General features: G+C 35.5%; 13 protein-coding genes, 2 tRNA genes and 1 rRNA gene. 10 read left to right on the forward strand and 6 right to left on the reverse strand.

Annotated features, from left to right (window positions below):
* The first annotated feature begins 22 nt into the window (after nucleotides 1-22).
* From rrf to ALLST_RS0102020, 5 genes are all read left to right on the forward strand, one after another.
* Nucleotides 23-127: ribosomal RNA gene (gene rrf, locus ALLST_RS0102005) — 5S ribosomal RNA — on the forward strand.
* 175 nt (nucleotides 128-302) lie between these two features.
* A complete protein-coding gene (gene rlmD / locus ALLST_RS0102010) occupies nucleotides 303-1607 on the forward strand; it encodes a 23S rRNA (uracil(1939)-C(5))-methyltransferase RlmD (protein WP_019892340.1) in 1305 nt (434 codons plus the stop codon).
* Nucleotides 1608-1643: 36 nt separating this feature from the next.
* On the forward strand, nucleotides 1644-2036 hold the full coding sequence (locus ALLST_RS11550) for an LD-carboxypeptidase (protein ID WP_211215108.1): 393 nt from the start codon (nucleotides 1644-1646) through the stop codon (nucleotides 2034-2036).
* Nucleotides 1955-2704 (forward strand): LD-carboxypeptidase, encoded by a 750-nt coding sequence (locus tag ALLST_RS11555; RefSeq protein ID WP_425386753.1) that lies wholly within the window; start codon nucleotides 1955-1957, stop codon nucleotides 2702-2704. The genes ALLST_RS11550 and ALLST_RS11555 overlap by 82 nt, the downstream gene beginning before the upstream one ends.
* A 35-nt stretch (nucleotides 2705-2739) precedes the next feature.
* A complete protein-coding gene (locus ALLST_RS0102020) occupies nucleotides 2740-3495 on the forward strand; it encodes a ChbG/HpnK family deacetylase (RefSeq protein ID WP_019892341.1) in 756 nt (251 codons plus the stop codon).
* Between the two features lie 67 nt (nucleotides 3496-3562).
* Here the strand turns inward: ALLST_RS0102020 and ALLST_RS0102025 are convergent, their stop codons facing one another.
* Together ALLST_RS0102025 and ALLST_RS0102030 are read right to left on the reverse strand one after the other, a co-directional pair.
* A complete protein-coding gene (locus ALLST_RS0102025) occupies nucleotides 3563-4606 on the reverse strand; it encodes a LacI family DNA-binding transcriptional regulator (protein WP_019892342.1) in 1044 nt (347 codons plus the stop codon).
* A gap of 240 nt (nucleotides 4607-4846) precedes the next feature.
* Nucleotides 4847-5836 carry an asparaginase gene (locus tag ALLST_RS0102030; RefSeq protein ID WP_019892343.1) on the reverse strand — a complete coding sequence of 330 codons (990 nt, stop codon included), beginning with the start codon at nucleotides 5834-5836 and terminating at the stop codon, nucleotides 4847-4849.
* Nucleotides 5837-6061: 225 nt separating this feature from the next.
* Here ALLST_RS0102030 and ALLST_RS0102035 point away from each other — a divergent pair.
* Nucleotides 6062-6145 (forward strand) — tRNA-Leu (locus ALLST_RS0102035).
* 393 nt (nucleotides 6146-6538) lie between these two features.
* Here the strand turns inward: ALLST_RS0102035 and ALLST_RS0102040 are convergent.
* The 3 genes from ALLST_RS0102040 to ALLST_RS0102050 are packed head-to-tail and all read right to left on the reverse strand — an operon-like array spanning nucleotide 6539 to nucleotide 8272.
* Nucleotides 6539-6772 carry a hypothetical protein gene (locus ALLST_RS0102040; RefSeq protein ID WP_019892344.1) on the reverse strand — a complete coding sequence of 78 codons (234 nt, stop codon included), beginning with the start codon at nucleotides 6770-6772 and terminating at the stop codon, nucleotides 6539-6541.
* Between the two features lie 13 nt (nucleotides 6773-6785).
* Nucleotides 6786-7898 (reverse strand): M56 family metallopeptidase, encoded by a 1113-nt coding sequence (locus tag ALLST_RS0102045; protein ID WP_019892345.1) that lies wholly within the window; start codon nucleotides 7896-7898, stop codon nucleotides 6786-6788.
* Nucleotides 7899-7912: 14 nt separating this feature from the next.
* Nucleotides 7913-8272 (reverse strand): BlaI/MecI/CopY family transcriptional regulator, encoded by a 360-nt coding sequence (locus ALLST_RS0102050; protein ID WP_019892346.1) that lies wholly within the window; start codon nucleotides 8270-8272, stop codon nucleotides 7913-7915.
* Nucleotides 8273-8493: 221 nt separating this feature from the next.
* Here ALLST_RS0102050 and ALLST_RS0102055 point away from each other — a divergent pair, with 221 nt between their 5' ends.
* Nucleotides 8494-9018 (forward strand): thioredoxin family protein, encoded by a 525-nt coding sequence (locus ALLST_RS0102055; RefSeq protein ID WP_019892347.1) that lies wholly within the window; start codon nucleotides 8494-8496, stop codon nucleotides 9016-9018.
* 86 nt (nucleotides 9019-9104) lie between these two features.
* Nucleotides 9105-9452, forward strand: a complete 348-nt coding sequence (locus ALLST_RS09785; RefSeq protein ID WP_019892348.1) for a hypothetical protein — start codon at nucleotides 9105-9107, stop codon at nucleotides 9450-9452.
* A 775-nt stretch (nucleotides 9453-10227) separates the two neighbouring features.
* Here the strand turns inward: ALLST_RS09785 and ALLST_RS0102065 are convergent.
* Nucleotides 10228-10512 carry a hypothetical protein gene (locus ALLST_RS0102065; RefSeq protein WP_019892350.1) on the reverse strand — a complete coding sequence of 95 codons (285 nt, stop codon included), beginning with the start codon at nucleotides 10510-10512 and terminating at the stop codon, nucleotides 10228-10230.
* Nucleotides 10513-10868: 356 nt separating this feature from the next.
* On the opposite strand from ALLST_RS0102065, the gene ALLST_RS0102070 reads away from it, so the two are divergent.
* Together ALLST_RS0102070 and ALLST_RS0102075 are read left to right on the forward strand one after the other, a co-directional pair.
* Nucleotides 10869-12005, forward strand: coding sequence for a hypothetical protein (locus tag ALLST_RS0102070; RefSeq protein ID WP_019892352.1), 1137 nt, complete (start codon nucleotides 10869-10871; stop codon nucleotides 12003-12005).
* Nucleotides 12006-12189: 184 nt separating this feature from the next.
* Nucleotides 12190-12265 (forward strand) — tRNA-Thr (locus tag ALLST_RS0102075).
* Nucleotides 12266-12317 lie beyond the last annotated feature (52 nt).

The raw sequence follows: 12317 nt of genomic DNA on the forward strand, positions 1-12317 counted from the left end.
GATCGATGGAACAATTCAATAGTACAGTGGCGATAGCGGATGGGTCACACCTGATCCCATTTCGAACTCAGAAGTTAAGCCATCTAGCGCCGACGATAGTGAATGCGAAAATAGGAAGCCGCTGGACAAAGAAAAAACTGCCTTAATCAAGGCAGTTTTTTTATTGGAAAAATGAATGGAATTTAGTTATTTTGTTTGAGATTTTAGTTAACTTTTTCGGTGATCTAGGATCATTCAATACAAATTTGACGTGAACGTAAAAGTTGTTTACATTGATTTAAGAATAAATTCAGGAGGCATCAATGAAGAAAAATCAAGAATTTGAATTAGAGATTACAGACATTAGTGATCAAGGTTTTGGGATCGGTCATTATCAGGGCATGACAATTTTTGTTTCTAATTTGTTGCCCAAAGAAAAAGCGCTTGTCCGTGTGATTAAAGTGGAAAAGACATATGCGATTGCGCGAGTTATGAAATTAATTAAACAGTCTGATGAACGTGTCCAACCTTTATGTGATCAAGCAGGACGTTGTGGAGGATGTGCCTTCATGCATTTGAATTATCCTTCTCAGCTCGCATACAAGCATAAACAATTAATGGATTTGTTTAATAAGGTGAGCGCAAAGATTGAAGTGCTTCCGATTCTTGCGATGGAAGATCCTTATTACTATCGAAATAAAGCTCAATTTCCTATTGGTGTTCAAAATGGACAAGTTGTTGGAGGCTTCTACAAAGCCAGAACGAATCAAATTGTTCCAATACAGGAATGCAAAATTCAATCAAAAGAAATCAATGACATTTATCATTGGGTATTAAATCATTTATCACTTCAACAAGCCGAGAATTTAAGACACCTTTTCATTCGTCATTCTAAAAAAACGGGAAATTTACAAGTCGTTTTTATCGGTCAAAAAAATATTGACTTGCAGGCAATCACCGTTGATCTTGTTGATCAATTTCCATCAATCCAAAGTGTTATATTTAATGAAAATAAGCGTGCTGACAATGTGATTTTAGGAGACCAATACCAAGTCCTGTATGGTTCTGATTGTATTATTGAACAGTGTTTAAACTTGGAAATCCAACTTCATTTTAAAAGCTTCTTCCAAGTCAATCCTGACCAAATGGAGGTTCTCTATTCAAATGCTTTGTCACTAGCTAATTTAGAAAAAACAGACCATGTCATTGAACTTTATTCTGGAACAGGAACAATCGGTTTGCTTGCCGCAAAACAAGCAGGTCATGTTATTGGGGTAGAAATTGTTGAAGACGCGGTTAAAAACGCAAAAGATAATCAAAAGCGCAATGGTATTGAAAATGCTGAATTTATCTGTATGGATGCCACGAAATTCGCACATCAAAATCAAAATCAAGCAGATGTTGTTTTTGTCGATCCGCCTCGCAAAGGAATGACCAAACAGGGAATTGAAGATATTTGCGCTTTAAATCCAAAGCGAATCGTTTATGTGTCTTGTAATCCAAGAACGCTCGCAAGGGATCTGAAAGAATTTTATGGACGAGGATATACTTGTCCGACCATTCAACCTGTTGATATGTTCCCGCATACAACAGGTGTCGAATCGATTGCTTTGTTGAAACATCAATAATTACGTTTGCAAAAAAATATAGAAAAGAGAAAGCTTATGCAAAAACCAAATCCTTTAAAAAGAGGAGATAAAGTTGCAATTGTGAGTTTATCGAGCGGGATGTTAGGTGAGAAGAGTTGTTCACATAATCTTGAAATCGGGATAAGACGACTCAAAGAATTTGGGTTAGAACCAGTTTTTATGCCAAATGCTTTAAAAGGACTGGATTATTTAAATCGATATCCGCAAAAGCGTGCAGAAGATTTAAAAGCGGCATTTTTAGATCCATCGATTCAGGCAATTATTTGCGCAATTGGTGGTAATGATACTTATCGATTACTTCCTTATTTAATGGAAGATGAAACGTTATTCAATGTGTTAAACAGAACCCTAAATTATTTACTGGCTTTTCGGATACAACGATTAATCATTTTATGTTTTATAAATTAGGTTTGCAGACGTTTTATGGACCGGCATTTATCACTGATTTAGGTGAAATTGCTGATGAAATGCTTCCTTATACAAAGCAAACATTTGAACGATATTTTGTTGATTATACGACATGGAAAATTAAACCAAGCCCTGTTTGGTATGAGGAAAGAACAGATTTTTCCAAACGTGCAGTAGGGACAAATCGAATAAGTCATTTAGAGTTACACGGATATAAACTTTTACAAGGGCAGGATACTTTTTCTGGTGAGTTTTTAGGCGGTTGTTTAGAAAGTATGTATAAAATGCTGTCTAAACAGAAAAAAATAGATGAGGTTGAAATTATTGAGCGTTATTCTATCTTTCCAAGCTGTGAACAGTGGCAAGGTAAAGTTATGTTTTTAGAAACATGTGAAGATCAATCTGCACCGGCTTTAGTTAAGGAAATGTTGACAACAATCGAAAGAACGGGAGCATTCAACAAACTTAAAGGCGTTTTGATTGGTAAACCTCAAGATGAAAGATATTATCAAGAATATAAAGAAATATATTTAGAGGTATTCGGTCATTATGATTTTCCGGTTTTGTATAATGTAAACTTTGGCCATGCTACACCGCGTATTGCTTTACCTTATGGTGCAAAAGTCCTTGTGAAAGCGAATGAACAAACCATTGAATTTATGATCTGATATCGCAATGTTTTTGAAATAGAAAGAGAAATGATATGAAGAAAAAACAAATCTTAGTTCGTGCTGATGATCTAGGCTATTCAAAAGGAGTGAACTATGGTATTGCAGATGCATTAGAAGGCGGAATCATTCAATCGGTTGGTGTGATGGCCAATATGCCGGAAGCGCAAAAAGGGTTAGAATTGATCGCTGGAAAGAATGTGTGTTTAGGTTTGCATACAAATATTTGCTTAGGTAAACCGTTAACGGATCCAAAATTGATTCCTAGTCTTGTTCAAGAAAATGGCGAGTTTAAAACGTCTAAAACTTATCGAAATTCAAAAGAAGACTTTGTTAATTTGGAAGAAGTGATGTTAGAAATTGAAGCTCAATATCAACGCTTTGTACAATTAACTGGGCAAAAACCGGATTATTTAGAAGGACATGCGGTAATGAGCGAGAATTTCTTTAAGGGGATGGAGATTGTCGCAAAACAACATGATTGTGATTATTTCTCTATGAGTTTAACTGGGGCAGTTCAATTTCGAAATTCTGAAGTTGCACTTCTATTAGAATCTTCAAAACCAGATTATGATCCCAAACAAGTTTTAAAAGAGATCGCAACAAGAGACTTTGGCCAACAAATACCGATCCTAATTTGTCATCCGGGATATTTAGATGACTATCTTATAAAAACTTCCTCACTATTAGAACCAAGAACGCTAGAAGTAGAAATGGCGCGAGATACTAAGCTAAAAGAAGAGCTTGAAAAGAGTGGTGTTGAGTTTATCACGTATCGTGATATCCAATAAAAAGATAGCTCAAATCATCAACATGAGTCAAAATGGACTAGAAGATGATTTGAGCTTTTTCTAATTTTTATTTGTTTGTTTTATCTTTAGGTGGACAACAGCTTTCGCGATTGATGATTTGATAGGGTACAAGGGTACGAGAGGCCATCAATCTTGGGTTTTCAAGGTGGTTTAAAGCTTGACTGGCCGCTTCCACGCCAAGTTGAATAGCATTAACATCAATTGAACTGATAAAGGGCGAGTTCAATTTCGAGAAAATGGAATTATTAAAGGAAATAATCGACAAGTCATCCGGAATGGAAATGCCTTGTTCAGCGCAAACTTGGCGAACGATAATTCCAAAAAGATCATCACTAACAACGATTGCGGTAGGTAGGTCTGGATTTGATGGATCGAGAAGATTTCGGATTTGATCCATTGCTTCTTCTATTTGTTCTATTTCAAACGAGAGTTCGGGAATTGTTGGTAGATTGTGTTCGCTTAGGTACATGCGATACCCCCGTCTTCTTGCTGCGGAAAAAAGTTGCGAAGATGGAGCACCAACAAATGCGATCTTTTCATGACCTAAATGAGCTAGATGAGCGGTTGCATCATAGCCGGCTTGGATATTATCGTTATCCACACAAACGGTTTCAGATTTATGAATAATCGGTTGGCCAATTTGCACATAGTCGATGCCTTGATCATATAAATATTGGATAACCGGATCGTTTTTGCGAGCAAATAAAGCGATGAAGGAACAAGCAAAATCAGCTTTTTCCAAGTTTTTGATCGCATGAATAATTTCTGGATCATCTTTACCGGTGATGGTGACACTTAAACAATGACGCATATTCGCAAATTGGCTAATTCCACGAATGACCTCTAAAAAGAACGGGTTTTCATATGCAGAATGGTCAGATGGAGGTAAGATCACTCCTAAAATAGAAAGTCCTTTTTGATGTTCAACAGCCTCTGCAACGACCGGTGGCTCATAACCTAATTCAGCCATTGCTTTGCGAACGCGATCTTGCGTACGCTTGGAGATTGAGGGACTGTTGCGAATAGTTCTGGATACAGTCGAGGGTGAAACTTGTGCTCGAGCGGCAACATCGCGAATAGTAACGGGCATAATATGTCTCCTTTTTGAGTGGCTAATCTGTTCTAAAGAAATGAATGCTAAACAATGTGCATCTATATGCAACAGAATAGCGCAACAAAAGCGCTTTTGAATAGTGATTTTAATGAAATAATATAAAACGATTCTTGAGTGAAGATTCTTAACCATTTATAGCACTCCAACAAGCAAAAAGTCTCTATCCTGAATAACAGAACAGAGACTCTTGAAGATTTCTATAAAATGAGATGCGAATTAATATTCTTTATACAATTGGCGTAGTTGCTCTTTTGAACAATGATTACTTAATCCTAACAACAATAAAATTCTCGCTTTATGCGCCGATAAACGATGGGCAGGAATTGTTTTTTGAAGTGGATCAAAGATCGGGGAATCAAAAGCAGCTCCTTCAAGTAAGCGACTTGAACGAACGATTGTACAATCGCCTTGGTAGTTTTGGATGACTTCTTTGATTTGGCTAGGATAGTTCCCTGCACCTGTTCCGGCTAGAACGACGCCATCATAGTGATCAAGCATATAGCGCAATAAATCAGGATCACAATTGAGATGGACATAGAATATTTCAACTTTTTTATCAAAAGGATACGTTGAATGTGCAAATTGTGAGTAATGAGTATGTCGACGATACGGACTGTGAATCAAATAGACTTGATCGTCTTGCATATAACCTACAGGACCAGGAGCAGCAACTTCAAAGGCATCAGTTTTAATAGAATTGATCTTTGTTAAATCACGACCAGAGTAGATTGTATCGCCAATGACGACAAGAACTCCCAGATCAATCGCATTAGGATTGGCAGCTAATGCGACGGATTGGTAAAGATTCATTGGACCATCAGCACTCGTGGCAGTTGCTGGGCGCATAGCACCAGTCATAATGACGGGTTTATGAACGTTTAATGTTAAGTTTAAGAAGAAAGCTGTTTCTTCTAAAGTGTCCGTACCATGGGTAATCACAATGCCATCAACATTTGGATCTCTTTCAATTTCTTCAACAAAATTCTTTAACTGAATTAAATCGTCATGGGTAATGTCATTGGAATCTTTAGAACAAAAAGGATGAACTTGAAGTTCGGCAAGATTATTGATTTGTGGGATTGTTTCTAAAATGGACACTACAGACAACGTGCCAGCTTGATATTGAGCGGATTCCCCAATCCGACCTGAACCAGCAATCGTTCCTCCAGTCGCAACGATTGCGATTGTTTTTTTAGACTGAATCATGAAATACTCTCTTCTTTCTATTTGAAGTGAGATTATCATAACATGAGTACGTTGAAGATCTTATACAAGAATGAAGAAAAGAAGAGATTAAAAAAAGAAAAACGAAAAGAATTATATGTGAATCAATGGATAAAACTGACAAAATATTTATTTTGAGAAAATCTAGACATTTTAAGGATATAATTTCTTGCCTTTTTTCATAAATGATGGTTTAATAGTGTTCGCGCGGGTGTGGCGAAATTGGCAGACGCACCAGACTTAGGATCTGGCGGTTCCACCGTGGGGGTTCGAGTCCCTTCACCCGCACCATTTTGCAGATCACTCTCAGACTGTTATCGGTTTGAGAGTTTTTTTATTTTTCCTAAATCTATAGTTTAAAATCTTCATCATTGATAGCGCCTTTCTTGCCCGTCTTTACTAAGAAGCATCACAAGCATGGTGGAACATATTTCAAATCCGATTGGCACTTTTTTGGTCCTTTTTAAAATACGAAAAACACATAAGTCATGATTCTATTGCGTCATTTATAAAGTACAATAAACATGCTATTTCGGTTCTCATTTTTCTTCCTATTTAAACTGGGTAAACGTGCATAGATAAAGAAAAGAATATCCCCAAAATAAAGGATATTCTCGATCTTTTTGTTATATGGTTTATAAATGATGTCAATTTATTGGATTTTAACCTAGATATGCGTATGAATCATTGCTCAAGAATCCAATTTGTCATCCAGACTCCTTTTGATGCATTCCAAAGCCGTTTATATTTTTTGCCGTTGATTGTGGTATGAATCCATTTTAAGATATCTTTTTTAGGTTGGATTTCTGTAGGTTGATCAGAATTAATTAATGCTTTATCGTCGGCAAAAACTGGCTGAACATTAAATGAGGAAATCGCAGCTAAACAAACTAAAACTAAAATTAATGTTTTTTTCATAAGTTCGCCTCTTTTATTCGGTAATGATGGGATATTTTGACAGCAATTTATTATCGGGATTCATTGTCGTTATTTTTGTACCGTTAATATAAATACTGTAGCTTCCATCAGGATGTTTTACGATAAAACCGTTTTCTAAGTCACTTGCAGGAGTGGTTGAATATGTTTCGATCGGGGGTTCTAGATAAGGTTCTAAAACAATACAATTACTGATCAGCGGCAAAGAGATAATAATCAAGATTAACAAGATATTGGAGCTCTTCTTATAGGTTTGGTTCAATAAATATGTTATTCGATAATAAAGAGTGCTCGTTCCATCATTTATATAAAACATCGAAGAAATACCAATTCCATCAAAGGACGTTTCTGTTTTAGATGATATGGCTTTTTGGACTTTTAATAATGTTTCTGCATAGTCTGCAACTTCTTGTTCAGAAAAGTAATAAGTTACTTTTTTGTCTACGCGCATTTCAAGAACAAGTTGGATTTTGCTGCATAACCAGTAAATTGGGGGGAACCACCAGTAAATAATCAAAACAATATTTAAGAAAAGCTTGATGATGTTGTCTTTATGTTTTAAATGTTCAAGTTCATGTTGGATGATATGAGTGAATTCTTTTTTTTCTAACCTAATTTCTGGAATTAAGATAATTTTTTTGAACCCCAATATCATTGGAAACGAAATGCCGTTTGCAATCCATACAGGATAGTTAAAACGGGGATCAATATCGATAAAATCTGAAACTTTATTTTTTATTGCTGTTTTTTCTAATAGATCAAAAATAGTTTTGATTTTTTTTAATTGAATGATGAACTTACATATTTGGATTGCGCTCCCAAACAGCCAGATGATAAGCAATAATGATATCACTGAGAAATGGCTAAAAATTTCATAATTAAGAAAAGCTTGGAGCGAGTTCATAATCCAAGGGAATGGGATCGTAAGAGTAAACGGCCATTCAACAGGAAGAAGTAAGCGGAGAATGATCATAAAAGAAAGTATGATCAATAAGTCTGAACGTAAAATATATACTAGTTTTTTATTGAACAGAATCAAATAGAATAGGATGATCATCAAGAAGGTGATGACCAACGTAATAAAAACAGATGAGACAGATAAAATCATAAAATTGGCCTATTCTACGAATTTTTTTTCTTTTGGATTAACTGTTCTAATTTTTCTAATTCTTGTTCATCATGTGTTGCTTCAATTAAATTAGAAGCTATTTCAAAAGGACTTTTAGCTCCGAATAAGAATTGTACATAATCCGCTTGCAAAATTGCGGGTGCATAAAAACGAGCCAATACAGTTCCTGAGTAGTTAATTTCTGCAACTTGAATATATTTCATTTTTAATAATCTTTGAAGAACCTGTTGGACAGTATTGATGTTTAATGATCGTTCTGTTTCAACAATCATGTGAGCTGTCATAGGTTTATCACTCTGCCACAGGATAGACATCACTTCATTTTCTTTTTTTGTTAGCAGTTTGAGAGACATAAATAATTCCTCCTCTTTAAATGAATTATAGATTTAAAATCTTAAATAAACAAATAGTGTTTTTTAAAAAGTATATTGTTAAAATTAACATAGAGAGTTATTATTATAATGAACAAAGGGAAACAAGACAGCTTAAGTCGATGAATAGAAAAAATTATAATTTTTGACAATCGAAATTAATGGAAGACAAATGGTTATTGTGAAGAAAAGAAGTGAGAGAAATGTGCAAGAAAAGAATAGCCATGATCATAAGCGTTATAGTCTTAAATAGTATTGGATTGAGTGGTTGTCAAGTAAATGACGAAACTTTGTTAAATGGGAATCAGGAGTCAATAGTAGAAATTGATCAGGATAAATTCGTAGTTGATCAGAGCATTTTTCGACAAATAAAAGATGACCAAACCTTGAAATTACAAGACAAAAATGATGTCTTTAAGGTTGATGAAGGAATGTATTATGTTTATTTTACTACAGCTGAATGCCCGTTTTGTGAAATGTTAGATTCAATAATTGAGTATTATGCAGTTAAATTCAATCAACCGAAGATTTATTTTGTAGATGGAGATCAATGTAAAGAGCTAGATATCTTCATCAAAGAGAATGATAAAAATCTTACCAAGGATTCTGGATACACATTGTCAGGTGTTCCATCCATGTTAGTGATTGAGGATGGTGAATTAAAGGAATCTTTAACTGGAATTGAACTGATCAATGACGAATTAAAAAGACAAGCTATAGGAAGCTGATTTTCCGTACATAAGGCGCATAGGATTGTATAAAGGATATTTAGTTTAATTGAGGTGTGTGAATTAATATTAGAAGGAGAAAAAATATGAAAAAGTTAACCACATCTTTATTAGCAACTTGTATTTGTTTAGGTAGTTTCTACAATACAGGTATTTTATCTATTAGTGCAAAAGAGGTATCTTCTCATGAAAATCCAGTAATCGAGACCAGAGAAGTAGATTGGCCTGATTACAATTATGGTAATTGGAAAGATGTCGCTGAACATCCTGAAAGGCATCAAAAAGTGGTTCGCTGTATAGGAAAAGTCATTAAAGACATGAAAATTGACATGACCACAGCTGCTGTGCTTGCCGCTTTGGGCAAAGGAGCTAGTTTAGGAACACTATTAGGCGTGGAAGCTGGAGTGAGATTCACTGCATGTATGGTATCTTAAAATGAAATCAAAAGATAGAATGATCAACTTAGTTGTACTAGTCATTGAGTATTTAATGGGGTTGGGTTATTTACCGTTTTTCATATCGACAATGAAAAAGAGCCCATTCTTGTTTGTTTTGGCAATCATTCCGCTCGTAGTATGGATATGGTTTTTATACAGACAAACTAAAAAATTCTTGAATAGAGAACCGTTTTAGGAATGAAATTTAAACCTGATTTATAAGCGGCAATTTTATCCAAGTTAAGCAACTTTAAGTGAGTAAAATGTTCATTTAAACTTTATTTACCACAAGAACACCGAATTTAAACGAATATTCTAAAAAAGATTATATATAATTGAGCACATTTATAAGTGTCACCGTTAAAAACTCTCAGACTGATGCTGGTTTGAGAGTTTTTTATAAGGCGTGTCGGGCATGACACACATCTTGTCGGTGAAAGTCCGGCCACGGGTATTTGTCGCCAAGTGTAGCAAACCGCAAGCCGAAGGCCACAAGGCCGGGGTGAAGGAAGCGGTGTAGCAAATCTGTCGATCCTACGAACAGAAACCTGATATAAGGCCAAATGACGGGTAAGGTTGCTATACAAACCAAAGCCCAAAAGACAAACGTAACGCCAAGACGATAAATCAAAAGGTTGTGCAGTGAAAGATGTGTATCTTACCCAAAGAGATCTTCACAAATAGGATTGAAAACAAACTCAAAGTCCTACAAATAAAAAACGCCATGAATCAGCTAACTGAATTCACGACGTATGGATCGTTATAAAACAATTTATTGAAGAAGGCCAGTTGGACGATTCCATTGCTCAACTTGAGCTTGAATGTATTCGTTAAGACTTGCTAGAAATTCTTCATTATGATAAAGAAAATCTTCATCATCTAAGTCATATTCAATTGATCCGTCAGAAGGAATGGTGGAATATTCGGCGCTTAAGGAAAACGCCACAGGGATATTGACTTCTTCAGTCCCTGCTTGTTCTGATAATTCAAGAAGCTGCTCGAGAATAGGGGCGGCAATTTGTTGAATTAATTCGTATTCACGTAACTCGTCATCCATAGTGATTAGCTCCCTTTCTTCTAAATTCTTGTGATTTCACATTATATAATCACAATTATAACGAAGTTCATAACCCCCTACAAGGTAGAGAAGGGAAAGCGGTTACCTTTACATGATTCAAAAAAGACGAATCAATCCCAAGAGTGATTTGAGCTTGGACTTAGATATGAATGATCTTGTATTTATAAGATAAGGTTGGTGCAGGCTGCTATTTATATGTGCAAGGTAAGACTAAAAGTTGATCATCTTTTGCTTTAACATTAAAATCAGATAATTATTGGTACAATAAAAGAAATAGAACAAAATAATTGCGATATGCTTTATATTTTGATGCGAATAAAGAGGAGCAATTTTGAATGAGCGATAAAGAAAGACAAGATCAGACCGATTCCATTGCAAGCGAAAAAAATGATCATCCAATCAATAATGATATTGATGAATATACACAAAAATTATTGGATCGACGTGCTGAACTGACGTTGTTTCCAGATGATGATGAAGATTTTACATCATCATCTTTAGAAGGTTCACTCACCGATTTTCAACGACGCAATGCAGAACAATCGATGTTAAATGCACTGGATCAATTACGAAAAGAGCGGGGCCAAGTATCCATTGCAGAGGAAGAAAGAAATTTTGAACAAAATGGTGAAAAAAGAGAAGGTCACCAAAACGAAGGCAAAGAAGAATACTACAAAGGAATTGTCCCTAATCGCTATGAAAATAGCAATCGTCTAGACCATTTTTTAGTGACCGAACCACGTCCGCAAACCAAAAAAGAACTTTGGAAACGACCAATTTTTTGGGTGATTTTCTGCGGATGTATTATGATCGCAACACTATTTGGAGCATTTGCATGGAAGGTGACAGTCTATGATCCCCAACATGCAACAGATGTTGATCAAGCTTATGCCTATCGTAAACTGGTCAATTATGCGGATGAATTTCCGATGATGTCAGACCGTCAAAAGAAAGAAATTGTCAATTTAGAGGCAGATTTTAATTCACTTCCTTTAGCGAAAAAAGATGAAATCAATACCTACTTCTCAAATCCGAAACATACAGGAAAAACATTTACCGCTCTGCTGGAAGAATATAAAAAGACAATTGAGGTAGAACAAGATTCTAGAATTCAAGAATTGTTAGATCTAGCACGAAATTGGCAGACGATAGATGGGACAAAGCGAAATACTGTTGTCGATTATTATGATGTTTACCAAGCGTTGGAAGAGAATCAAAAAGAAACAGTGAATCAAGCATTTAAAGAAGGAACAGGTTTAACCTTCGTGGAAGTTTATAATCAAACTTCTGCTGGCTTAAGCGGGGTACCGGTACAAACAAACGCGGATATCCAAGCACAAATTGATTCGTTGACGAAAGATCGCGATAACTATTTGAAATTCTTACAAGAAGAAGGGGAAAGTGGAGAAAATGATGCAATTCTCCAACAATACAATGAACAAATTGCAGCTTTACAAGCAAAATTGCAATAAATTCAAATCATAAAATAAAAACTAAATTTAAAAGCTCCTGATCTATTGAACATGGCCAATTTCCAAAGTCATGTCTATGGATCGGGGCTTTTTTGTTATTTAGATGAGAGCTTCAGATCGAGTTACAACGAAAAATCATTGAGAATGATTGGTTTGAACCAAAAGTGTGTTATTATATTTGAGCGCCGACGTAGCACAGTTGGTAGTGCAACGCACTCGTAACGCGTAGGTCGTAGGTTCAAGTCCTATCGTCGGCACCACTAGAAACTGATTCCGTATTTCATTCATTGAAGTACGGATTTTTTTATGTTT

The organism is Allobaculum stercoricanis DSM 13633, assembly GCF_000384195.1.
GTDB classification, from domain to species: Bacteria; Bacillota_I; Bacilli_A; order Erysipelotrichales; family Erysipelotrichaceae; genus Allobaculum; species Allobaculum stercoricanis.